This window comes from Pandoraea communis (assembly GCF_902459745.1).
GTDB lineage: Bacteria > Pseudomonadota > Gammaproteobacteria > Burkholderiales > Burkholderiaceae > Pandoraea > Pandoraea communis.
This window is the reverse complement of record NZ_CABPSJ010000001.1, coordinates 289,232-311,260: the sequence shown is the minus strand read 5'-3', so window position 1 is coordinate 311,260 and position 22,029 is coordinate 289,232. Positions and strand designations below refer to the sequence as shown.

The 22,029-nt window shown below is 65.5% G+C and carries 19 protein-coding genes; 7 read left to right on the top strand and 12 right to left on the bottom strand.

The genetic code is table 11. The features are described 5' to 3' along the window. Nucleotides 1-6: 6 nt before the first annotated feature. A complete protein-coding gene (locus PCO31110_RS01470; RefSeq protein WP_150689462.1) occupies nucleotides 7-1,740 on the bottom strand; it encodes an FAD-dependent oxidoreductase in 1,734 nt (577 codons plus the stop codon). A 110-nt stretch (nucleotides 1,741-1,850) separates the two neighbouring features. Next, nucleotides 1,851-2,810 carry an MBL fold metallo-hydrolase gene (locus PCO31110_RS01465; RefSeq protein WP_010804972.1) on the bottom strand — a complete coding sequence of 320 codons (960 nt, stop codon included), beginning with the start codon at nucleotides 2,808-2,810 and terminating at the stop codon, nucleotides 1,851-1,853. 245 nt (nucleotides 2,811-3,055) lie between these two features. Between PCO31110_RS01465 and PCO31110_RS01460 the strand changes: the two genes are divergently transcribed. The 5 genes from PCO31110_RS01460 (at nucleotide 3,056) to PCO31110_RS01440 (ending at nucleotide 8,103) form a co-directional block, all read left to right on the top strand. Further along, nucleotides 3,056-3,877 (top strand): IclR family transcriptional regulator, encoded by an 822-nt coding sequence (locus PCO31110_RS01460; protein WP_246189695.1) that lies wholly within the window; start codon nucleotides 3,056-3,058, stop codon nucleotides 3,875-3,877. Beyond that, complete coding sequence (locus PCO31110_RS01455) at nucleotides 3,874-4,734, top strand: IclR family transcriptional regulator (protein WP_150689461.1); 861 nt, start codon at nucleotides 3,874-3,876, stop codon at nucleotides 4,732-4,734. Before PCO31110_RS01460 ends, PCO31110_RS01455 begins: the two co-directional genes overlap by 4 nt. Before the next feature lie 241 nt (nucleotides 4,735-4,975). Next, nucleotides 4,976-6,361, top strand: coding sequence for a histidine-type phosphatase (locus tag PCO31110_RS01450; protein ID WP_150689460.1), 1,386 nt, complete (start codon nucleotides 4,976-4,978; stop codon nucleotides 6,359-6,361). A 244-nt stretch (nucleotides 6,362-6,605) separates the two neighbouring features. Continuing rightward, complete coding sequence (locus PCO31110_RS01445; protein WP_010804976.1) at nucleotides 6,606-7,574, top strand: alpha/beta hydrolase family protein; 969 nt, start codon at nucleotides 6,606-6,608, stop codon at nucleotides 7,572-7,574. A 31-nt stretch (nucleotides 7,575-7,605) separates the two neighbouring features. Then, a complete protein-coding gene (locus PCO31110_RS01440; RefSeq protein WP_150689459.1) occupies nucleotides 7,606-8,103 on the top strand; it encodes a MarR family winged helix-turn-helix transcriptional regulator in 498 nt (165 codons plus the stop codon). A 28-nt stretch (nucleotides 8,104-8,131) separates the two neighbouring features. On the opposite strand, the gene PCO31110_RS01435 is transcribed toward PCO31110_RS01440, so the two are convergent. After that, on the bottom strand, nucleotides 8,132-8,557 hold the full coding sequence (locus PCO31110_RS01435; RefSeq protein ID WP_150689458.1) for a FapB/FapC family functional amyloid domain-containing protein: 426 nt from the start codon (nucleotides 8,555-8,557) through the stop codon (nucleotides 8,132-8,134). Here PCO31110_RS01435 and PCO31110_RS01430 point away from each other — a divergent pair. Next, complete coding sequence (locus PCO31110_RS01430; RefSeq protein WP_150689457.1) at nucleotides 8,556-8,774, top strand: hypothetical protein; 219 nt, start codon at nucleotides 8,556-8,558, stop codon at nucleotides 8,772-8,774. The two genes, PCO31110_RS01435 and PCO31110_RS01430, sit on opposite strands and share 2 nt — an antisense overlap. Nucleotides 8,775-8,814: 40 nt before the next feature. Here PCO31110_RS01430 and PCO31110_RS01425 read toward each other — a convergent pair whose 3' ends face one another. Beyond that, nucleotides 8,815-10,194 carry an MFS transporter gene (locus PCO31110_RS01425; RefSeq protein WP_150689456.1) on the bottom strand — a complete coding sequence of 460 codons (1,380 nt, stop codon included), beginning with the start codon at nucleotides 10,192-10,194 and terminating at the stop codon, nucleotides 8,815-8,817. A 343-nt stretch (nucleotides 10,195-10,537) separates the two neighbouring features. Then, nucleotides 10,538-12,094 carry a glucan biosynthesis protein G gene (locus PCO31110_RS01420; RefSeq protein WP_150689455.1) on the bottom strand — a complete coding sequence of 519 codons (1,557 nt, stop codon included), beginning with the start codon at nucleotides 12,092-12,094 and terminating at the stop codon, nucleotides 10,538-10,540. A 284-nt stretch (nucleotides 12,095-12,378) separates the two neighbouring features. On the opposite strand from PCO31110_RS01420, the gene bglX reads away from it, so the two are divergent. Continuing rightward, the gene (bglX, locus tag PCO31110_RS01415; protein ID WP_150689894.1) at nucleotides 12,379-14,709 is read left to right on the top strand and encodes a beta-glucosidase BglX; all 2,331 of its coding nucleotides are present in this window, start codon (nucleotides 12,379-12,381) and stop codon (nucleotides 14,707-14,709) included. A gap of 75 nt (nucleotides 14,710-14,784) precedes the next feature. Here the strand turns inward: bglX and PCO31110_RS01410 are convergent, their stop codons facing one another. From PCO31110_RS01410 to PCO31110_RS01380, 7 genes are read right to left on the bottom strand one after another with little or no spacing between them, the layout of a single operon-like run. Further along, nucleotides 14,785-15,213, bottom strand: a complete 429-nt coding sequence (locus PCO31110_RS01410; protein WP_174979334.1) for a helix-turn-helix transcriptional regulator — start codon at nucleotides 15,211-15,213, stop codon at nucleotides 14,785-14,787. Between the two features lie 32 nt (nucleotides 15,214-15,245). Continuing rightward, entirely contained in the window at nucleotides 15,246-16,466 is a 1,221-nt protein-coding gene (locus PCO31110_RS01405) for an NAD(P)/FAD-dependent oxidoreductase (RefSeq protein ID WP_150689454.1), read from the bottom strand. Continuing rightward, entirely contained in the window at nucleotides 16,463-17,899 is a 1,437-nt protein-coding gene (locus tag PCO31110_RS01400; RefSeq protein ID WP_150689453.1) for an FAD/NAD(P)-dependent oxidoreductase, read from the bottom strand. Before PCO31110_RS01400 ends, PCO31110_RS01405 begins: the two co-directional genes overlap by 4 nt. Next, nucleotides 17,884-18,255 carry a (2Fe-2S)-binding protein gene (locus tag PCO31110_RS01395; RefSeq protein ID WP_010804985.1) on the bottom strand — a complete coding sequence of 124 codons (372 nt, stop codon included), beginning with the start codon at nucleotides 18,253-18,255 and terminating at the stop codon, nucleotides 17,884-17,886. The genes PCO31110_RS01400 and PCO31110_RS01395 overlap by 16 nt, the downstream gene beginning before the upstream one ends. After that, a complete protein-coding gene (locus PCO31110_RS01390; RefSeq protein ID WP_246189694.1) occupies nucleotides 18,252-20,132 on the bottom strand; it encodes an ABC transporter ATP-binding protein in 1,881 nt (626 codons plus the stop codon). Before PCO31110_RS01390 ends, PCO31110_RS01395 begins: the two co-directional genes overlap by 4 nt. After that, entirely contained in the window at nucleotides 20,129-21,073 is a 945-nt protein-coding gene (locus PCO31110_RS01385; protein WP_174979267.1) for an ABC transporter permease, read from the bottom strand. The genes PCO31110_RS01390 and PCO31110_RS01385 overlap by 4 nt, the downstream gene beginning before the upstream one ends. Beyond that, complete coding sequence (locus PCO31110_RS01380) at nucleotides 21,070-22,026, bottom strand: ABC transporter permease (protein WP_150583220.1); 957 nt, start codon at nucleotides 22,024-22,026, stop codon at nucleotides 21,070-21,072. Before PCO31110_RS01380 ends, PCO31110_RS01385 begins: the two co-directional genes overlap by 4 nt. Between the last annotated feature and the right edge of the window lie 3 nt (nucleotides 22,027-22,029).

Sequence of the window (22,029 nt, the reverse complement as noted above, 5' to 3'; positions counted from 1 at the left end):
GCGGCGTCAGGCCGCACATTGCATCGGCGCGACTTCCGGTGCCGTTCGGCCGAGCGCGCGCTCGCGCGCGGCGGCAATCGCCGTGGCGTCGATGGTGCGCCAGCGTGCGCACACATGCTGATCCGGACGAATCAGATACACCGTGCCAGGTGCGGCGTCGTACCGTTGGGCGGCAAGACCTTGCACGTCGTGCCAGACGCTGTGTCCGTGGTGCGCATCCTGTGCGACTTCAGCATCGGGCGTCACGAACACCGGCACGACCGGCACGCTGTCGTTCGCAAGGGCATCGAGGGCCGTGAGCGCTGCGGTGTCGAGTGAGCCCGGCGCCCCGAACACGAGCGCGACGAAACGTCCACCCAGACGCGGCAGCAGCCAACCATCCTGTCCTTGACGAGTGAGCGGTGCATCGACGCAAGCCGCCCCCGGCACCATGCGTCCGGCGAACGTATCTTGTCCGGTCGTGTTGAGTGTCGACTCGTGAAGTACCGCGGGCACCGACAGCCGTCCGCTGTTGACCAACTGCCGCGCAAACGCATGGTCGCGGGCCAGGGTCAGCACAGCATCGCGGAACACGCGCGAGACAGGGCTCTTGGGCGTGATGAAATCCGTCGAGCGAGTGGAATTGCGGATGTTCTCGTCGGCGGCGAATTCGCGCTCGCGCGCATAGGTATCGAGCAGCGTATCGGGGGCATGACCGGCGAGCACCAGTGCGAGTTTCCACGCGAGGTTCTCGGCATCCTGCACGCCGCTATTCGCGCCGCGCGCACCGAATGGCGACACCCCGTGTGCCGCGTCGCCGGCGAACAGCACGTGACCATGACGGAAGTCGTCCATGCGCAAGCAGGAGAAGGTATAGACGCTGACCCACTCCAGCGTGAACTTCGCGTCCGGGCCAAGCAGGGCCTGCACCCGCGGGATCACTCGCTCGGGGGTCTTCTCGAGCGCCGGATCGGCGTCCCATCCCAATTGGAAGTCGATGCGCCACACGTCGTCGGGTTGGCGATGCAGCAGAACGGACTGATTCGGGTGGAAGGGCGGGTCGAACCAGAACCAGCGCTCCGCAGGGAAGTCCGCGCTCATCTTGACGTCGGCGATCAGGAAGCGATCCTTGAACGTGCGGCCGTGGCTGTCCACACCGATCAACTTGCGCAGGGGACTGCGAGCCCCATCGGCGGCCACGACATAGCGGGCGCGCGTTTGATACTCCCCGTCGGGGGTCTCGACCGTGAGTGTGACGCTCGCGTCGGGCGTGCCTGGCGTGCCCTGCTGCGTGAGTCCGACCACCTTGCTCTTCCAACGGATGTCGATGTTCGGCAGTTCGCGTGCGCGCTCGAACAGATAGCCTTCGACGTAATACTGCTGCAGATTGATGAACGCCGGACGATGGTGTCCTGCCTCGGGCAGCAAGTCGAAGTTGTAGACCTCCTGATCGCGCAGGAACACGCGACCGACGTTCCAGCACACGCCCTTTTGCACCATGCGCTCGCCGCAGCCGAGACGGTCGAAGATATCGAGCGTGCGCTTGGCAAAGCAGATGGCGCGCGAGCCGGCCGAGAGCGTGCAGTCGTCATCGAGGACAATCACGGATACGCCTTGCTGCGCGAGATCGATGGCGGTTGCGAGTCCCACCGGACCTGCGCCGACCACGATGACCGGATGCGTCTCGGCCGCGACGTTGCCGGATTGTTCCGCACACGGCTGGTATTCGAACGTCAGTCGCTGGTAATCGATGCTGCTCATGCAATGTCTCCATCGTCGGCACCGCACCGGCGCACATGCGCCGGCGGGTCCCGTTTTTACTTTTCGCTTTTGCTGCCGGCGCGCTTACCGAGGCCGCGCCGGGATCGAACTCAGTTTTGCAATGCGGTCCACATTTCCTTGTCGCGCTGCGCCGTCCAGATACGCGGATGCGTGATGCCGCTCGCTTCGTCAAACGCGCGGGTCACGTCGAACGGCAGGCAGTGTTCGTAGATGAACACATGGCCGAACTTCGGGTCCATCTGGCTGCGCGTGAGCGCCATCGCACCCTTGAGGTCGAGCTTCTGCTCGACCGCTTGCTTGCCCGCTTCGAACAGCGTCGTCACGAAATCTTTCGTGTAGGCGAGACCCTTGGCGACTTCCTCGGGCGTGGTCAGCGCGGGACCACGGCCCGGCACGAGTTTCTCGGCACCGAGCGCGGCCAGCGCATCGAGTGTGGCCGGCCATTCGGCGAGTTGCGCGTCGCCGGTGTAGCAGGCGGCGTCGTACTCGACCAGGTCGCCCGAGAACAGCACTTTCTGCGACGGCAGCCACACGACGGTGTCGCCCTTCGTATGACCCGAGCCGAGGTGCGCGATCTTCACTTCGAGCTTGCCGAGGAAGAGCGTGATTTCCTTCTCGAAGACGAGCGTCGGCCACGTGAGGCCGGGCACCGTCTCGACACCGGCGAACAGGCGCGGAAAGCGCTCGATCTCCGACTTCATGTCGGCTTCGCCACGTTCGACGATCATTTCGTAGGTGCCGCGGCTCGCGATGATCTGCTGAGCACCTTCGGCGAAGTAGGCCGATGCGCCAAGCACGCGCACGGCGTGGTAGTGCGAGAGCACCACGTACTTGATCGGCTTGTCGGTGACCGTGCGGATCTTCGCGATCAGATCCTGCGCCATGGCGGGCGTGGCTGTCGTGTCGACGATCATCACGCCGTCGTCGCCGATGATGACGCCGGAGTTCGGGTCCCCTTCCGCCGTATAGGCCCAGGTGTTCTCCGACAGTTGGGTGAATGTGACCTTCTTGGCTTCCAGGTCGGCTTGCGAGGCGAATGCTTTGGCCATGCTTGTCTCTCTCTTATCTCGTCTGCGGGGATGGTGCGGATGATGAGGGCATCTTACGAAACGCTCAGAATATTTGTCAATGACAAAGATGATTGTTATTTGCTAATGTTGCGACGTTGGCGATTTGAAGGCGTTTACGTTCCGGGTTAACCCTGTGGCATGGCAGGGAGAGAGGGAAGCAACGGACGCCGACTTGTTTAGAATCTAGGCCATTTTCCTTGGGGAGCCCTGGCTCTCATGACCGCATGAACCGAATTCCGATGGACGGTGCCGCCGATGTGCACGGCCGGCCCGGCCGAGCCTCGCGCGGCGTACAAAGCGTGGACGTGGCCGCGCGCGTGCTTCAGGCGCTGGCGCAAGCCCGCCGCCCGCTGGGGCCGGGCGATCTTGCCGCGCTCGCCGGGCTGCCACCCGCACAGGCACATCCGTATCTGGTGAGCCTCACCCGATTGGGTTTGCTCAAGCGCGACCCGATGTCGGGTGATTACGCGCCGGGTCCCATGACGTTGCGTCTCGCGTTGTTGCATCTTGAAAACGATCCGGCCTATCGCGCTGCCGTGCCTCGTGTGATCGCGCTGGCCCGTGAGACCGGCTTCTGTGTAGCGATCTGCACTCGCGCGCCGCAAGGTCCGCTCGTCGTGCATTTCGAGCGCGCGGCGTTTCCGCTGCATGTGAACCTGCATGTCGGTTCGGTGATGTCGCTGACGGCGACGTCGACCGGCCGCACGTTCTGCGCCTTTACACCGCAGGCGCAATGGCCGCAAGCGTGGCATGAGCAGATGCCGGCGACGCCGGCTGAGCGCGAACGGTTCAACGCCCTGCTGGACGAGACGCGTGCACACGGCATGTCGCGCAGCGTGAACACGCCGAGTCCGTCGGTGAGCAGTTTGTGTGCACCGGTGTTCGATGCGAGCGGACGCCTGCGTCTGGGGCTCACCGCCATCGGGCCGACGGCGGCGCTCGATGTGGCGTGGGACGGTGCGGCGGCAAGCGCATTGCGTGCGGCGGCGAGAGCGATCGCCGCGCAGGTCGATGCGGATCGGGAAGCCGGCGGGGTGAGCGCATGAGTGCAACGCGAAGCCGGGCAGGAACAAATGAGACGACGGACGACGTGACGATGACCCCGGCGAAGCCGCAGCGCGGCATTCAGGCGCTTGAAAGCACCGGCGCGTTGCTCGAAGCGTTGGTCGCGGCGGGACGCCCGCTAGCGCTGGGTGCGCTAGCGCGCGACGCGGGCATGGCCGCCGCGAAGGCGCATCCGCATCTGGTGAGCCTGCAACGTGCGGGCTTGCTCACGCGCGATGAGCACGGCAACTTCGAAGCGGGGGCGTTAAGTCTCGAACTCGGATTGATGGCGCTGCAACGTCTCTCGCCGACCGGCGAAGCCGAGCCGGAGATTCTCGCGCTTGCGCAAGCCACCGGGTTGTCGGCGGCGATGGCGGTGCTGGGGCCGGTCGGGCCGACGGTGGTTCGTCTGGAAGAAGCGATGCGCCCGCAGCACGTGAGCCTGCGCATCGGCACGGTGCTCTCGCTGGTGAACACTGCCATCGGACGCACGTTCGCCGCCTTCCTGCCGCCAGCGGTGCTCGACGGTCTGCTCGCGCAGGAGTCCGTGCGCATGGCGGGGCTAGGCGCGGAAGGGCGCCCGCTGACGCCGATGCCAGACTATGCTGCGCGGCTGACGTCGATCCGGGAGCAGCAATTCGATACGGCGCTAAGCAACCCGGTTCCCGGCATCGATACCGTAGCGGTTCCGGTGTTCGATCACACCGGGGAAGTCACCCTGGTGCTCGCGTTGATGGGGTCGGCGGGCAGTTTCGAGACGGCGCTCGACGCACCACCGGCACAGGCGCTGATTGCGGCGGCGCACCGGTTGTCATGGCGTTTCGGTGCCGTGGGGCGTGCGGACGGGGTCATCGGATAGTTGCGTGTTCGTCGGGTTGCGCAGCGTCGTGACGTTGGCAGCCGATGCATTTGCGCCACGCTTTCACGTTGGTTGAGGCGACGCTAACGGCGCACGGTAAGATGAGCGTCAACGCCGTCCCCCGTCACCCCGACTTGTTGCCATGACTGCCGCCATGATCCGCGTGATGACTCGTGAACCCGTTCGATCCCGAGATGTTTGTCCCGACGTTCCGGTTCGCCGCAGGCAAAGGCGCAGCGGTATGCTGTGGCCGGCGTGCATCGCGGCGTTCGCCGTCGCAGGTGCGCTGAGCGCTTGCAGCACCCCCTCGCCGCCGCCGACACCGGGGCAGGCCAGACCACCTGAATCGGCCGCCCGCATCGATGGCATGCCCGCCGACTGGACACTGATCTCCACGGTGATCGTGAGCCGTCATGGCGTGCGATCGCCGACCCATGCCCAGCCCCCACTCGACAAGCTGAGTCCGGACGCCTGGCCCGGCTGGCCGGTGCCCGCCGGTTATCTGACGGCACGAGGCGGCTCGCTGGCCGAACGCATGGGCCGCTATTACGGCGACTGGCTGCGCGCGCGGCGTGTGCTGCCCGATAACGTGTGCCCGGCACCCGCTACGGTCTATGGATGGGCCGACATCGATCAACGCACACGCGAGACCGGCAACGCGCTGCTGCAAGGCATGGCGCCGGGGTGCGACATGCGTGCGTCGCATCAGGCGGATCTCACGACTTACGACGCGGTATTCCAGCCTGTGGCTGCGGGGGATTGCCCGCTCGACCCGGGCGTGGCGCGCGGCGCAATCGAGGCGCGTCTGGCGCCGGACGGCGTCGCGGGCCTGAACAAACGCTACGCCGCGACGATTGCCCGCATGAGCGAAGTGCTCGACTATGCGCACAGTCCGGCATGCGGCGCACAAGGCGGCTGCAAGCTCGAGGACGTGCCCACGCGATTGCGCGTCGAAGGCGATGGCAGCGGCGTGGCGTTGCGCGGGGCGCTCGGCAGTGCGGCGACGGCGTCGGAGGTCTTCCTGCTGCAATATGGCGAAGGCCTGCCCGACAGCGACGTGGCCTGGGGCAGAATCCGCGACGAGCAGGATTGGGCTCGCCTGCTCGAAGCGCATAACGCGCAGCGCGATCTGCTCAACCGCACGCCTTATCTCGCGTCGGCCAACGGCACGCCGCTGCTGGCCGTGGCCCTCGATGCGCTGACGCGTTCGGCGGCGCAGAGTGGCGCACCGGCTCTCGCGCCGGTGCGTGGACCTGTTCTGCCGGTGGGCAATCGCGTCTATGTCCTGATTGGCCACGACACGAACGTGGCCAATGTCGCGGGCATGCTCGGGCTCGATTGGCAACTCCCCGACCAGCCCGACAACACACCGCCCGATGGCGCATTGGTGTTCACGCTGTGGCGCGATCCGGCGGGCGATGCGTTCGTGCGCGTGGAGATGGTGTATCAATCGATGCATCAGATGCGGCACCTCACCGCACTCTCGCTCGACGAACCGGCAAAACGTGTGACACTCGCCTTGCCCGATTGCAGCGACGGCCCGGATGGGAAAAGCTGCCGCTGGCCGGCGTTCGCCCAGCGTGCGAAGGCGGCGCTATCGCCTGCGTGTCTGGACGGCGTGCATTGATGGCGTAAGCAAGACCGACAAACCAATGCGCAGACGGGGATTTCGGTCCCCGTTTTCCATGGGGCGATGTCTCGGCGCGTTGTTGTCGAATGCCACACGCGTTACACCTTCCTTCTAATTTATTTCGCTAGCGAAATAAAATCGCGCATATACTTCGTGTGCGAAATAAATTCCATATTCGTCCCTTCCACTGACAGACGCTACGCAATCCCCCCGGAGTCTGCGAGCGCCGGGGAGTTGTGTCATGCCATCGCTTGCCGTCGAAATTCCTGCCGTTGACGCCTATCCGCTGGGCGCACATGCCTGGTATCCCGACGCGTTGCCTGCGCGAGGTGTCGTGCTGATTCATCCAGCGACGGCTGTGCCGGAACGTCTCTATTTCGCCTTCGCGCAATACGTCGCGCAGCGCGGTCTGATCGCCGTCACTTACAGCTATCGCGGCATCGACGGATCTCGCCCGCCGGCGCTACGTGGTTTCCCGGCGCGCATGCGCGACTGGGCCGATCTGGATGTCGAAGGTGTCACCCGTTGGGCGTTCGAGAGGTATCCGTCGCTGCCGGTCTATGCCGTGGGACACAGTTTCGGCGGCCATGCCATCGGGTTGTGCGAAAGTTCGAATCGACTGGTCGCCGCCGTGCAGGTGGCTTCGCATGCCGGGTCAATGCGTGTGGTGAGCCACCGGCGAGAGCGCGCGCGCATCACCGTGCTGATGCACTGGGTGGCGCCGGTGCTGGCGCGTCTTGCCGGGTATCTGCCAGGCAGAAAGTTGGGCTTTGGCGAGGACTTGCCCGCAGGTGTGCTGCTTGAATGGCGTGGATGGACCCGGTTGCCGAACTACTTCTTCGACGACCCGACGCTCGACGCCGAAGCGCGCTTCGCGCATGTGCGCACACCGATCCTGTCGTTGGGGTTCGACGACGACCTCTGGGCCACGCCGATGGGCATCGACATGTTGGTCTCCCGGCTTCGGAACGCCCCGGTGACGCGTCGAGAAATTCCCGCCATTCGTTCGGATGCCGGATCGATCGGGCATATGGGATACTTCCGCCAACGTTCCGGTGCGTTTCTTTGGCCGGAAACCGTAGACTGGCTACTGTCGGCGGGATCGACGAGCGTCGCAGCAGGATCGAACGATCATGGCGTGGCGGGACCCGCGCGGCAGGGCGTGTCGATGCCTGTGACGACGATACCGTCTCCGATTGCACCGACGTGACAACGACGTAACTACGATTCCATCAGACCGAATGCCAAAACGCCGACCCCCCGCTGCCGCCGAGACCGCTGCGGCCATCAAGAAACCGGGAAAAGGCGAGGCTGCCGAGCGCAGACTGTACTTCCTGCTCAACGTCGGTCAGCGGCGTGTCCAGCGATGGATCGATGCGCGGGCTGGCGATAGCGCCAGCGTGAGCGCTGCGCAGGCCGGTGTGCTCTTCTATCTGCTACACCACGAAGATGCGCTCGTGGGCGAAGTTGGCGCGGCGTTGCAGCTCTCGCCCTCGTCGATGACGGGACTGGCGAACCGTATGGTCACCGCAGGCCTGCTCACCCGCCGCGCCGACGCCGACGACGGGCGCGCCACGCGATTGCGTATCACCGCGGCCGGACACAAGGCGATGGCCCGTGCCCGCGACATCCTTGCGGACCTCAATGCGCTGCTGCACGATGATTTCACCGAGGCGGAACTCGACGTCGTTGCACGCTGGCTAGGCAATCTGCAGCGCCGGTTCCCGGCCGAGACGTAATCCGGCCGGGCGACGCCTCACTGCGCCGTCAATGAATCGTCAGCGCGTTGGCTTGTGCGTTGGCGACACCTGCCACCACATTCACGCCGATATTGCCCGATGCGCCCATCAGCGCGCGGTCCCCGAGCGACGCGTTCATCGCGCCAGTGACGGTCGCGGCATCGCGAAGCGTCTGACGGGTATCGATCGCAACGTGTGAAGCCCTCGCCAGCACGAGCTGGTTCGACTGCGCGTTGAGGGCGCCGGCGGCAACGTTCACGCCGAAGTTACCGTGCGCGTCGCGCAGGGCGTCGGTGCCGAGCGTGGCGGCCTGGCTGCCGCCAAAGACAGCATTGCCGGTGATGGCTTGTCGGGTGGAAAGCTGGGCGACGGTAGCGTCGTCAGGGGGGGCAGCGAAGGCCGACGCGTGGGCGACGGCCAATGCGAAAACACTCAGCAAAGCGAGACGCGTCATGTTGATCTTCCCCAGATCGTCCGTTGGGACGGATATCTGGATATCGGCACCTGTGGTGCTCGGGTTGAATGATTTTTCATGTGCCGCGCATGCGCCGGGCAATGAATGGTTTGCCCCTGCACCGACGCGTCGCGTCACTGAAAGCCGCCGTCATTCCCATGACCGCTGCGGCACGCATTTTCGCACGGCGGCACCAGACTGCGCCGCCGTGCGTTGACGTCAGACATCGACACCCGAGTCTGCCTTGACGCGCGAGATTACGCCGGTTCTCCCGCGCCGTTCGCGAGTCCTGCCGCGTTGCTGTGCGATTGCGTTGCAGCTTGCTGTTGCACCGACGCCGATTTCTTGTGGTCGATCAGCAACACGGCCACGACTGCGACGACGGCGGGAATCGCGATCGCGATGAAGTTCTGCTGCAACGGCAGCGACATGCTCACGAGCACGCCGATCACGATGGGCGCGAGAATGGCGCCGCTGCGTCCCACCCCCGAGGCCCAGCCGATGCCCGTGCCGCGCGCGGCCATCGGGTAGAACTGGCCCGCATAGGCATAGGTGACGATCTGCGTGCCGATGGTCGACGCGCCAGCCAACCCCACGAGCACGAACAGCACCGGCGTCGGCACCTTCACACCCAGCAACGTGATCGATACGGCGGCGAGCGCATACATGCCGACGAGCACGTACTTGATGTTGAAGCGATCCGCGAGCCAGCCGCCGCCGATGGCGCCGAGCATCGCCCCGAAGTTCAGCACCAGCACGAACGTGAGCGCCGAGCCGAGGCTGTAGCCGGCACTGGCCATGAGCTTCGCGAGCCACGAGCTGAGCGCGTACACCATGAACAGGCACATGAAGAACGCCACCCACAGCATGACGGTGCTGAATCCGCGGCCGTCCTGAAACAGGCGCGACAGCGGCGCGGCCTGCTTGCGATCCGTCGTGGGCAGCGCGAACTGATCGCCCGGCTGCGCGGCATAGTGCGGCGCAAGCCGGGAGAGCACTTGCTTGAGCGCATCGAGGCGGCCCGTGCGGATCAGGAAGGGCATCGACTCCGGCAGCGCTTTCATCGCGAAGGGCACGAGCAGCGCGGGCAGACCTGCCGCCAGAAAGACGGACTGCCATCCATACGATTCGATCAGGCCTTTGCCAAGCAGGGCGGCGAGCATGCCCCCGACCGAGTAGCCCGAAAACATGAGGGTGACGAGTGTGCCACGCAGTCTGCGAGGTGAGTACTCCGTCATCTGGGCGACGACGATCGGCATCACGCCGCCGATCCCGACCCCCGCGAAAAAGCGCGTGACGGAGAAGCTGATCGGCTCGTGTGTGAAACCCGCAGCGGCGGTGAAGAGCGAGAACATCAGCACGCAAATGGCGATGGCTTTGCGGCGGCCGATGCTGTCGGCCACCATGCCCATCACGATAGCGCCGAACATCATGCCGAAGAGCGCGGCGCTGACCATGAAGCCGGCGCTGGTGGCGTCCACGTTCATCGCCTTCATGATCGACGGCAGCGCAATGCCTGCGACCGCGAGGTCGTAACCGTCGAAGATGATGATGAGCGCGCACCAAAGCAGAATGCGGCCGTGATAGCCGTTAAAGCGCGCTTCGTCGGCCAGATGGTGTACGTCGATGTGTCGCATGCGGGTGTCTCCATAACGAATCCGCCCTCCGTCGAAACGCGGAGAGTCTTGGGGATGTCTTGACCGACGCAAGCGGCACCAGGCCGAGCCACACCGGCACGGCCTGCGGCCGTTGCCAATGCAGCAAACCACCTCTGTGAACAGCGAAGGGTGGTTTTTATGCAATATTGTGCATGCAGTAAACGCGAATTGATCGCCAACTGCAAGGGTAATTTGCCCGTTTCAGGGTTTTACATGAGAAAACACGGCACGTAAGTGCCTGTTTAATTGCGGTGGGTGGTGTTGCGCAGAGGGAGGGGTGTGCAGCGGCAAGATGCCGCCGCACGTAGCGGCGGGATGCAACTTATTGCTTGGCGACCGAGAACGGGGGGAGCTGATAGCTCCAGGTCTCGCTCACAGCCTTGCCGCCCGCGACGAGGGCAGCACGCAGCTCCACGACCTTGGCCGGGTCTTTGACCATCACGCGCAGATTCAGGCGCATGCCACGCGTAACCGGATTCGGTTGCAGCGTCTGCTCGATGAGGGTGGCGTTATCGCTCACGCTGACCTGCGGCGTGACCGAGCCTGCGGGCAGAGAGGCGAGCGGGCCGCCGTCGAAGTCCACGATGAGTCCGGTGCTGCCGTCGAAGTGACGAATCAGATTGGCTTGCGTGATCTCGCCGGCGGTGCGAAGCGTCTGCTTCACCCAGGCCAGATTGCGGTCGATGATACTGCGCTCGTTCATCGTCCAGTGGATCGTGTAATCGGCCTGCAACGGCTGGCCCTTGGGCGGCAACTGGTCAGGCGTCCAGAACGCGCCGATGTTGTCGTTGGTTTCGTCCGGCGACGGAATCTCCACCAGTTCGATATGTCCCTTGCCCCAATCGCCTTGCGGTTCGATCCAGGCGCTCGGGCGCAGATCGTAGCGATCCTTCAGGTCTTCGTACTGAGCGAAATCGCGTCCGCGCTGGAGCAGTCCGAAGCCGCGCGGATTCGTGACCTGAAACTGGCTGATGGCGAGATTGCGCGGATTGTTCAGCGGACGCCAGATCCATTCGCCGTTGCCGGCGTGAATCGCAAGCCCGTTCGAGTCGTGCAATGCCGGGCGGAAGTTGTACGGGTCGCGCTGCTGGTTCGGTCCGAACAGGAACATGCTCGTAAGTGGCGCGATGCCGAGCTTGGTCACCGGTCCGCGCATGAACACCCGCGCCTGCACCTTCAACACGGAGTCTTCGCCCGGTGCCAGATCGAAACGATAAGCGCCGGTGGCACGCTTCGAGTCGAGCAGTGCGTAGAAGACCAGATGCTTCTCGCCCGGCTTCGGGCGTTCGATCCAGAACTCGCGGAAGGCCGGAAATTCCTCGGCAATCGGCAGGCCCGTGTCGATGGCCAGACCGCGTGCCGACAGGCCGTAGATCTGTCCTTTGCCGATCACGCGGAAATAACTCGCGCCCAGCACGCTCATGACCTCGTCGAGCTTGCCGGGTTCGTTGATCGGGTACAGCACGCGAAAGCCCGCGTAGCCGAGGTTTTGCGTGGCGCTGCGCTCGAGCTTGAGGTCGCCGAAGTCGAAGCGGCGGGTGTCGTACCTGATCTCGTCGATCTTTGCGTTGCTGCCGCTGCCGACGATCTCGTTGATCTTCACCGGCGTGCTGAACTGCATGCCCTGGTGATAGAAACCCAGCCGGAACGGCGTGGCCTGATCGTTCCATTCGAACGTCTCGCGCCGGGGCTGGATCTTGATGTAGTCGCCGAACTGCATGTTCGCAAACGCGGGCGTGAGGTTGCTCACCGGTGCGGTGTAGGGCTTGTCGGCAAGCCCCTTCGCGCGGGCAGTCACATCGTCGAGGGAGAACGCATGGGCATGCGCCGCGCTCAACAAGGCGGCGCCTGCCACAAGTGCCGGCAAGAACGAACGCATGTGCCGATGCCAAGACATGGCGGGGGAAAACAGAACCACGAATCTCTCCAGAAGTTGGGGGGAGGTACCAAGTCTCATAAGCGTCTCATTACACACGGATCTGCGCAAAAAACGGGGCGGAATCGCTTCGAAGATACCGATTGTGGCAAAGTATCGCACTTCGCCGTTACGTGTCCGGCGCGTTTCTCCGGACCGGGTAACGCCAGTTGATACGACGGGGGCTGCCGCAGACAACCTTACCGGCATCCTCGCGTCGCGCCACATTGGATCGCTATCAGATGAGAATGTTCTGTGCGCTGGCTCTTGCCGCCAGCCTCGTAGTGGCGCCGGCCTTTGCCGACGCGCCTTCCGGCCCGAATAACGGTGCGCCGGGCAATGCCCCGGTTGCCATGCCGTCTCCTGCCGCCAAACAGGCGTTCATCGACGATCTCATCGCGCGCATGACGCTCGACGAGAAGATCGGTCAGTTGCGCCTGATCAGCATCGGGGCGGATATGCCGCAACCCATGCTCATCAAGGAGATTGCCGCCGGTCGCGTGGGTGGCACGTTCAACTCGGTCACACGCGAGGATAACCGTCCGTTGCAGGACGCCGCCGCCAAGCAAAGCCGCCTGAAGATTCCCATCTTCTTCGCCTACGACATTGTGCATGGGCATCGTACCGTGTTCCCGATCAGCCTCGGGCTGGCGTCGAGCTGGGATATGTCGGTGGTGAAGCAAGCGGCGCGCGTGGCCGCCATCGAAGCGAGTGCCGACGGATTGGACGCGACTTTCGCACCGATGGTCGATATCTCGCGCGATCCGCGCTGGGGGCGCACGTCGGAAGGCTTCGGCGAAGACCCCTATCTGGTCTCGCAGAGCGCGCGTGCCAGCGTGCAGGGGTTTCAGGGCGCCTCGCCCGCGAACCCCGACAGCCTGATGGCTTTCGTGAAGCACTTCGCGCTGTATGGCGCGGTGGAGGGCGGGCGCGATTACAACGTCGTCGACATGAGCCTGATGCGTATGTATCAGGACTATCTGCCGCCGTATCGCGCGGGCCTCGACGCAGGCGCCGGCGGTGTGATGATTGCACTGAACTCCATCAACGGAACCCCGGCCACGTCGAACAAGTGGTTGCTGCGTGACCTGCTGCGCGATGAATGGGGTTTCAAAGGCGTGACCGTGAGCGACCACGGGGCCATCGAGGAACTGATGCGTCACGGCGTGGCGAAGGACGGCCGCGAGGCGGCGAAACTGGCCATCGAGGCGGGCGTCGACATGAGCATGGCCGACGTGCAGTACCTCAAGCAGTTGCCCGATCTCGTGAAATCCGGCGCCGTGCCGATGCGTGACATCGACAGCGCCGTGCGCGAAGTGCTTGGCGCGAAGTACGACATGGGGTTGTTTGCCGACCCGTATCGCCGTATCGGGAACGCCGCGCAGGACCCGAAGGACGTGAATGCCGAAAGCCGCCTGCATCGTGACGCCGCCCGCGACGCGGCTCGCAAGTCGCTCGTCCTGCTGGAGAATCGGCACGACACGCTGCCGCTTCGCAAGGCGGGCAGAATCGCGGTGATCGGGCCGCTCGCCGACGCGAAGATCGACGTCATGGGAAGCTGGTCGGCAGCGGGCAAGGCGTCGCAGGCTGTCACGCTGCTCCAGGGCGTGCGAGATGCCCTCGGCAAGCAGGCGCAGGTGAGCTATGCGCGCGGTGCGAACATTACCGACGACCCGCGCGTGGTGGAGTATCTCAACTTCCTCGACTGGGACAATCCGGAAGTCGTGCAGGACAAGCGTACCCCGCAACAGATGATCGACGAAGCCGTGCAGGTCGCACGCCATGCCGACACGTTGATTGTGGCGGTTGGCGAATCGCGCGGCATGTCGCATGAGGCGTCGAGCCGCACGAGCCTGTCGCTGCCGGGCAGTCAACTCGCGCTGCTGCAGGCCCTCAAGGCAACGGGCAAGCCGCTGGTCGTGGTGCTGATGAATGGCCGTCCGCTCGATCTGAACTGGCCGAAGACCAACGCAGACGCCATGCTCGAGACGTGGTACGCGGGCACAGAAGGCGGTCACGCGATCGCGGACGTGTTGTTCGGCGACTACAACCCGTCGGGCAAGCTGCCGATTACGTTCCCTCGCTCGATCGGCCAGATTCCGGCGTACTACAACCAGTTGCGCATCGGCCGGCCGTTCACGCCGGGCAAGCCGGCCAACTACACGTCGCAATATTTCGACGCGCAGTACGGCCCGCTGTACCCCTTCGGCTATGGCTTGAGCTACACGACATTCAGCGTGTCCGACGTTACGCTCTCGTCGCGCACGATGGCCAGGGGTGGCACGCTCGAGGCGAGCGTGACGGTGCGCAACACGGGCAAGCGCGATGGCGAGACGGTCGTGCAGTTGTATCTGCAGGACGTTGCGGCATCGGTCGTGCGTCCGGTCAAGGAACTCAAGGGCTTCCGCAAGATCCTGCTCAAGGCAGGGGAGTCGCGTGAAGTGCGCTTCGCAATCGACGAAGACATGCTCAGGTTCTACAACGCCCAACTGAAATATGTCGCAGAACCGGGCGACTTCAACGTGCAGATCGGCCTTGATTCCGAGCACGTCCAGCAACAGGGCTTCGTGCTTCAGTAAGCCCATGTTTGCCCAGCCCCGTGTCGTGCGCGCTCAGGAAGCCGCGACGCGGGGCCATCCATCCCGCATCGATGCCTACCCCAGTCGCGGACCGAGCGTGAGGCGCGTGGCCGTCATGTGTCCGGTATGGCATCCGTCATGCAAATGATGCTGTACGAAGGCGCTGGGCGTCATGCCGCAGATGCGTTTGAAGTGCCGTGCCAGATGGCTCTGATCGAAGAAGCCGACTTCGGTGGCGACCAGCGAGCCGGGTACGCCGGCAAGCAGCAGACGCTGTGCGGCGGCCACACGTACCCGGCACAGGTAGCGGTACGGCGCATCTTCGAAGCGCTCGCGAAAGGCCGTGGCGAAGCGCGATACCGAGAGCGAGCAGAGGTCGGCGAGTTGCGCGACAGTGAGCGGCTCGTAGAAATACGCGTCGATGTAGGCACGTGCGTCGTCGAGCGTGCCGTGTACCGACCGTTCGACGAGCCGTCCGCGCGACGCGCGAGGGTCCGTTGCCATGCGGGCGGAGAGGCAGACCGGTGAGCGCGGATTCATGATGAAGTCGCCGAGGGCGCGGGGGTAGCGTTGGGGTTGGGGGCGGGCGTGGCACCGGGCGTATCGTCGTCCTGACGACGGGCGAAGCGCCGGATCGCGAACGGTTGCAGATCGATTTCAGTGCGGCCGGTAGCGATCAGCTCCGCGAGCGTTTCGCCGACACCGGGACCGATCTGGAAGCCTGAGCCGCAGAAACCGAACGCGTAGTAGAGCCCGTCGGTGGTGCCGCTCTCGCCGATCACGGGTTCGCTATCGGGCAGATAGCTCTCGACACCGCTCCACACACGGATGATGTGCAGCGGGGCGACCGCCGGTACGAGCCGGCGGAACTGGTGCAGTTGCCCCAACGTGTTCTCGGGCAGCACCGCGGCGCGCGACGTGTCCACATCGGCAGGTCCGGGCGGGCCGCCGCCGAGGATGATGTTGCCGCGCGGAATCTGCCGGAAATAGATGCTCTCTTCCTTGATCGACGTATAGACGCCCATCGACGAGCGGAACACGTAGGGCACCGGTTCGGTGACGGCCATTTGCGGACCGTGCACGCTCAGGGGGGCCGATTCGCCGAACTGGGTCGCGAGCGCATTGCTCCACGCACCGGCACAGATGACGAGGCGCCCCGCATGGAACACCTGAGCGTCGGTCGTCTCGACGCGAAAGCCCGTCGGGGTCTTCTCGACATGCCGGACCGACACGTTCTCCCGAATATCGGCGCCGAGCGCAGCGGCCGCTCGCGCAAAGGCGGGCGCGGCCAGACGCGGGTTGGCATGCCCGTCGAGCGGCGAAATCGATGCCGCCAACACTTCGGGACCGAGGAACGGAAAGCGCTTGCGCATCGCTGTACCGTGCAGCACTTCGAGGTCGAGCCCGTACTCGCGCGCGGCAGTGGCGTAGTTGTCGAAATAGTCGGCGTCGTGCGCGTGATAGGCCACGCGCGTATGTCCCGACGGCAGGAATTCGACGTCGCTGCCGAGCAGATCGCGTGCGGCATACCAGATGCGCAGTGCACGATTGGACATCGCCAGTTGCGGCAAGGCGCGGCCTTGCCGCCGCACGCCACCGAAGTTGGTGCCGCTGGCCTGTTGCCCGGTCATCTGCCGTTCGAGCAGGATGACCGACAACCCGTGCCGGCGCAGGAAGAATGCCGTACTGCAACCCATGATGCCGCCGCCGATCAGCAGGACGTCTGCCTGGGCGGTGGGCGAGGCGGACGTCGTCATGCGGTCTCCGTGGAGGTCGTATGTACCGCGTCGGCGGCACCTGTCGATGCGTGCTCCGCGCAAGCGGGTGCTGGTGCGAGCGCGACCGGCAGCGGTTTGACCGGCGCTTGTCCGCGCAGCCGGCCGACCGCCGACACGGGCACGCCCAGCGCACCTGCCATCACTTCGGCGCCGGCATGCGCGCAGAAGCGCCCCTGACAGCGGCCCATGCCCACACGAGAGAACGCTTTGGCACGATTGGCTTCCGTGGCACCGGCTTGCAGCGTCACCTGCCGCAGTTGCCCGGCCGTAATGCCTTCGCAACGGCAGACCACGGTGTCGTCGGGTAGTTGTCTGGCGTGTTGTGCCGGCCACGGGAAGGCCGTGCGCAGCCCTGCTGCAAAGCGTGTGAAACGGGCAAGTGCGTCACGCAGTTTCGCGGAATCGTCGAACTTCGGGGCAACCCCCAGATCGCGCATGGCCGCCAACGCAGCGAGCCGTCCCGCAGACTCGGCGGCGTCGGCGCCGCGCACGCGGGCCCCGTCGCCGGCCAGATAAACGCCGGGCACGCTGCTGCGCCCGTCGGTGTCGATGCGCGGCACCCACTGACCGAGCGCATCGTCGAAATCGAAGGCACATCCCGCGAGATCGGCCACTTGTGTTTCGGGGCGCAGATGAAAGCCCATCGCCACGGCGTCGGTCTCGACGTGCAGTGCGGTGCCGTCCGCAAGGTTCACGTGCACACCTCGCACGCCGAGTTCGGCGTCACCGTCGATGCGCACGGGCGTCACGCCGCGATGCAAGGGCACGCCGGCCGCGCGCAACGAACGCAGCAGCGCGGCGCCCTTGAGCAGCACGCCCGGCTTGGCGAGCAATTGTGGCAGCGCGCGCAGGCGAGCACTGGCGGGTGAGGTGTCGAGCACGGCCGCAACGGTGGCCCCCGCCTTCACATATTGCGCGGCGAGCAGATAGAGCAATGGCCCGGTGCCGAGCATCACGGTACGTGCGCCCACGGCGCAGCCCTGCGATTTCAGCGCGACCTGCGCGCCGCCCAGACTGTACGTGCCGGCATGCTGCCACCCAGGCACCGGCATGAGCCGATCGGTCGCACCGGTGCACACCAGCAGCGCGTCGAATGCCACGCTGGACGCGCCTTGCGCATTGGCCAGATGGACGGCGCCATCGCGGATATTCCATACGAGCGTTTCCGGCAGGTAGTCGATATGCGGGCGCAGCCCGTCGAAGGTTTCGTGAAGGTGGCGAGCGCGGTCTGCCTCGGTGCCATACAGCGCGGTATAACTGCGCCGGAAGCCTTCGGGCTGACGGCGGTAGATCTGCCCGCCGTCGCGCCGGCCTTCGTCGATCACCACCGGACGCACGCCCGCCTCGACGAGCGCGGCAGCGGCGCGCACGCCGGCCGGGCCCGCGCCGATCACCACTACGCGAGCGGCCATAGATCCCCTCCGGTTTCCGATGCCGCGCGCATCGGCGCGGTCTCGTCGTCACCACGGCGAACCAGTCGCGTGACGATATCCATGCCGGCGGCCACTGGCGTTGTGCAGGCGCGCAACCGTCCGCCGTCGCGCGTCCACACCCAGCAATCCTGGCAGGCGCCCATGACGCAGAAGCCGGCGCGCCGCTCGGGCCCGAACTCGGCATCGCGCAGCGCGCCTTGCAAGCTCAGGATGGCGACCATCAGCGTGTCGCCTTCATACGCTTGAACGGGCTTCGCGTCGACGCGAAGCATCACGGCGGGCCGGTCCGTTTCGGCTAGCCGCACGAAGCGTGCCGGGGCGGGCAGTGGGCTCATGCGCTCATCTCCGGCTCGCGCGACGCCAGCGTTGCGCTCTGCAACGTATCGAGATCGTCGGCCGCGTGATGACAGAGGATGGCAGCGCCGTTCTGAAGCACTTTGAGCGATGGCGGCGTGACGTTGCATTTGCCGTCGATGCGCACCGGACAGCGCGAGCGGAACGCGCACAGCTCGGCAACATCGGCAGCGGTGCCGAGCGGCGGCAGCGCGCCCGAGAGGCACGCGCGGCGTTCGTCGAGCCACCCCTGGCGCAGCGCAGGCACCGAATCGATGAGCAGGCGAGTGTACGGATGCCACGGCGGCGAACTCAGCACCTCACGTGCACCGGATTCCACGCGTTGACCGGCGTACAGCACCACGACTTCGTCGCAAATCGCGCGCACGGTCGAAATATCGTGACTGATGAACAGATACGACAGGCCAAGCTCGCGACGCAGCTCGGCGAGCAGATCGATGATGGCGGCACCCACGACGGTATCGAGTGCCGACGTCACTTCGTCGCATAGGATCAACGACGGCTCGGCGGCCAGCGCGCGCGCCAGGTTCACACGCTGCTTCTGACCGCCGGACAGGCCACCGGGCGTGCGATCGAGCAGCGTGGCCGGCAAGCGTACGCGGTCGAGCAGGGCGAGCGTACGCTTCTTCGCGGCATCGCCCTTGAGTCCGTGATAGAGCTTGAGCGGACGGGCGAGGATGTCGGCGATCGAATGACTCGGATTGAGTGCGGTGTCGGCGTTCTGGAAAACGATCTGGATGCGGCGATAGTGTTCGGCCGTGCGTTCGCTCAAGGTGTCGGGCAGCGCGCGGCCGTCGAACAGCACTTCGCCGCGTGCGCGCGGTACGAGCCCGGCGACCACGCGTGCGAGCGTGGTCTTGCCCGAGCCCGATTCGCCGATCACACCGACGGCACTCCCTTTTTCGATGCGCAGACTGACGTCGTCGAGCACGCGCACGGCGGGCAGGCCATGACGGTCGCGATTGCCGTAGCCGGCATGCAGCCCGCGAATTTCCAGCAGCGGCACGGTTCCCTTGGACGAACTTGCCGGGGCCGGTGGTGTGCCGTCATGCCGGCGTGCGGCCAGCAACTCGCGGGTGTAGGCGTCGTCGGGGCTGTGCAGCACCTTGGCGGTGGTGCCGGTCTCGCGCACGGTGCCGCCATTGAGCACGACGACCTGATCGGCCATCTGTGCCACGACAGCGAGATCGTGCGACACGTACACGGCCGTGGTGCCAAGCTCGCGCACCACCTTCTTGAAGGCGGCGAGCACCTCGATCTGCGTGGTCACGTCGAGCGCGGTGGTCGGTTCGTCGAATACCACGACTGCCGGATCGGTGATCAGCGCCATGGCCGCCATGAGCCGCTGCAACTGCCCGCCCGAGACCTGATGCGGATAACGTGCGCCGATGGTCTCCGGCGACGGCAAAGCCAGCGCACGGAACAGCTCGATGGCCTTGGCACGCGCCTGGGCGGCGCTGGCGGTCTTGTGCAGCAGGGCGGGCTCGATGACCTGATCCATGATCGTGCGCGCCGGGTTGAAGCCGGCCGACGCACTCTGTGCGACGTACGCGACGGTACGGGCGCGCAGCGAACGGCGGGCGCGATCGTCGAGCGAGAGCACGTCGATGTCGCCGATGCGGATCTGTCCGCCGGCGATTTCGCAGCCGCTGCGGGCATAGCCGAGCAGCGACAGTGCAATGGTGGTCTTGCCGGAGCCCGACTCGCCGATCAGCGCGAGCACTTCGCCGCGACGAACCGAGAAGTCGACGCCGCGCACGATTTCGGTGGTAGTGCCGTGGCTGCGCGCAATCACACGCAAGCCACGCACGTCGATCATGGGGGCAGACGAATCGACGTGAGTCTTGGTGGCGGTCATTTCGCACCTCCCGGGCCGAAGGCGCCACGCCGGCGCAGGTTGTCGATCAGCAGGTTCACGCCGATGGTCAGCGAGGCGATGGCGATGGCCGGCATCAGCACGGCGGGGGCGCCTTCCGAGAGACCGCCGATGTTCTCGCGCACCAGCGAACCCCAGTCGGCGTTGGGCGGTTGCACGCCGAGGCCCAGGAACGACAGGCCGGAGAGCAGCAGCACGATGAACACGAAGCGCAGGCCGAAGTCGGCAAGCATCGGATGGATCATGTTAGGCAGCACTTCCACGCGGGCGATATAGAAGAGCTTCTCGCCACGGGCGCGGGCGACCTGCACGTATTCCAGCGTCATCAGGTTGACGGCCAGTGCGCGCGAAATGCGGAACGCGCCGGGAATGTAGGCGAAGGCGGCGACGCCGATCAGCAGCGCATTGCCCGAGCCAAACGCGGCGATGACCACCAGCGCCAGTACCTTGCTCGGGATCGACACCAGGGCGTCGAAGATGCGCGAGAGCACTTCGTCCACCCAGCGCGGCGAGACTGCGGCGAGCAGGCCGAAGCTGGTGCCGATCACGCTGGCCAGTACGGCGGCGGCCAGCGCAATGCCGACGGTGAAGCGCGTGCCGATCAGGATGCGGCTGAGCATGTCGCGGCCGAGATAGTCGGTGCCGAGCGGGAATGCGGCGCTGTAGGCGCTGAACACATCGCCGGAGGTGATGGTGCCGCTCTGGTGCGGGGCGATCGACGGCCCGATACAGGCGATCAGCAACCAGAACAGCACCAGCGTGCCGCCGATCATGCCGAGCCACGACACGCGCTCGCGCAGACGGGCAAGCAGGCCGGGACGAGTGGGAGCGGGCGCCGTGACGGCGTCGGAAGTCGAGGGTACGGACATGGCGGGAACGATAGCCTTGGCTGCGGTCGCGGGGGAGCGGTGTCGGATGTTCATCGTTGACGGAGCCTCGGGTTGGAGACGACAGCGCACAGATCGGCGATCAGCACGAGCGCGAGGTAGGCGGTGCAAAACACCATCACGCAGCCTTGCACCAGGGGCAAATCGCGGTTGGTGACGGCGTCGACGAGCAGGCTCGCGAGGCCCGGATAGTTGAAGATCGATTCGACGATGACCACGCCGCCGAACAGGTACGACAGGCTCAGCGCCACGGCATTGGCGATCGGCCCGACGGCGTTCGGCAGCACGTGACGCCAGACGATGCGGATCGGCGATGCGCCCTTGAGCACGGCCATTTCCACATAAGACGAACTCAGCTGGTCGATCACGGCCGCGCGCGTCATGCGGGCCATCTGCGCGACGATCACGCAGCACAGCGTCATCACCGGCATCGCGTAGATGCGCAGCAGATCGTCGAACGAGTTGACCGACGACAGGTACGACAGCGCGGGCAGCCAGCGCAGCTTCACGGCGAAGATCAGCACGGCGACGGTGGCTACGAGGAATTCGGGCACGGCCACCACCGCCAGCGTCAGCACATTGAGCGCGCGGTCGAGCAGCGAGCCGCGCCACATGGCGGCGGCCACACCGATACCGAGCGCGAGCGGCACCGACACCAGTGTGGTGAGGCCGGCGAGCACGAGCGAGTTGGGCAGGCGCGTGGCGATGAGTTGCGCGACCGGCAGGTTGTTCGACATCGAATCGCCGAAATTGCCGGCGAACATGTGGGCCAGCCACTGGAAGTAGCGCGTGATGGCCGGTTGGTCAAGACCGAGTTGATGACGCAACGCAGTGACCGCTTCGGGAGTGGCGGCCTGGCCGAGCGCCATCTGAGCGGCGTCGCCGGGCAGCAGGGCCGTGATCGTGAACACGATCGCCGACACGATGAGTAGTGTCAGCAGGGCCAGGCCGAAGCGTGCTGCGACAAGTCGTTGCACCTGGGCTTTCATCGG

Bases quoted from the DNA above. Each gene is read 5' to 3' on its own strand.
- PCO31110_RS01445 (WP_010804976.1), top strand. From the start codon at position 6,606: ATGCCATCGCTTGCCGTCGAAATTCCTGCCGTTGACGCCTATCCGCTG.
- PCO31110_RS01460 (WP_246189695.1), top strand. From the start codon at position 3,056: ATGAACCGAATTCCGATGGACGGTGCCGCCGATGTGCACGGCCGGCCC.
- bglX (WP_150689894.1), top strand. From the start codon at position 12,379: ATGTTCTGTGCGCTGGCTCTTGCCGCCAGCCTCGTAGTGGCGCCGGCC.
- PCO31110_RS01440 (WP_150689459.1), top strand. From the start codon at position 7,606: ATGCCAAAACGCCGACCCCCCGCTGCCGCCGAGACCGCTGCGGCCATC.
- PCO31110_RS01385 (WP_174979267.1), bottom strand. From the start codon at position 21,073: ATGAACATCCGACACCGCTCCCCCGCGACCGCAGCCAAGGCTATCGTT.
- PCO31110_RS01450 (WP_150689460.1), top strand. From the start codon at position 4,976: ATGCTGTGGCCGGCGTGCATCGCGGCGTTCGCCGTCGCAGGTGCGCTG.
- PCO31110_RS01410 (WP_174979334.1), bottom strand. From the start codon at position 15,213: ATGGCAACGGACCCTCGCGCGTCGCGCGGACGGCTCGTCGAACGGTCG.
- PCO31110_RS01465 (WP_010804972.1), bottom strand. From the start codon at position 2,810: ATGGCCAAAGCATTCGCCTCGCAAGCCGACCTGGAAGCCAAGAAGGTC.
- PCO31110_RS01390 (WP_246189694.1), bottom strand. From the start codon at position 20,132: ATGACCGCCACCAAGACTCACGTCGATTCGTCTGCCCCCATGATCGAC.
- PCO31110_RS01470 (WP_150689462.1), bottom strand. From the start codon at position 1,740: ATGAGCAGCATCGATTACCAGCGACTGACGTTCGAATACCAGCCGTGT.
- PCO31110_RS01425 (WP_150689456.1), bottom strand. From the start codon at position 10,194: ATGCGACACATCGACGTACACCATCTGGCCGACGAAGCGCGCTTTAAC.
- PCO31110_RS01380 (WP_150583220.1), bottom strand. From the start codon at position 22,026: ATGAAAGCCCAGGTGCAACGACTTGTCGCAGCACGCTTCGGCCTGGCC.
- PCO31110_RS01400 (WP_150689453.1), bottom strand. From the start codon at position 17,899: ATGGCCGCTCGCGTAGTGGTGATCGGCGCGGGCCCGGCCGGCGTGCGC.
- PCO31110_RS01435 (WP_150689458.1), bottom strand. From the start codon at position 8,557: ATGACGCGTCTCGCTTTGCTGAGTGTTTTCGCATTGGCCGTCGCCCAC.
- PCO31110_RS01420 (WP_150689455.1), bottom strand. From the start codon at position 12,094: ATGCGTTCGTTCTTGCCGGCACTTGTGGCAGGCGCCGCCTTGTTGAGC.
- PCO31110_RS01395 (WP_010804985.1), bottom strand. From the start codon at position 18,255: ATGAGCCCACTGCCCGCCCCGGCACGCTTCGTGCGGCTAGCCGAAACG.
- PCO31110_RS01405 (WP_150689454.1), bottom strand. From the start codon at position 16,466: ATGACGACGTCCGCCTCGCCCACCGCCCAGGCAGACGTCCTGCTGATC.
- PCO31110_RS01455 (WP_150689461.1), top strand. From the start codon at position 3,874: ATGAGTGCAACGCGAAGCCGGGCAGGAACAAATGAGACGACGGACGAC.
- PCO31110_RS01430 (WP_150689457.1), top strand. From the start codon at position 8,556: ATGTTGATCTTCCCCAGATCGTCCGTTGGGACGGATATCTGGATATCG.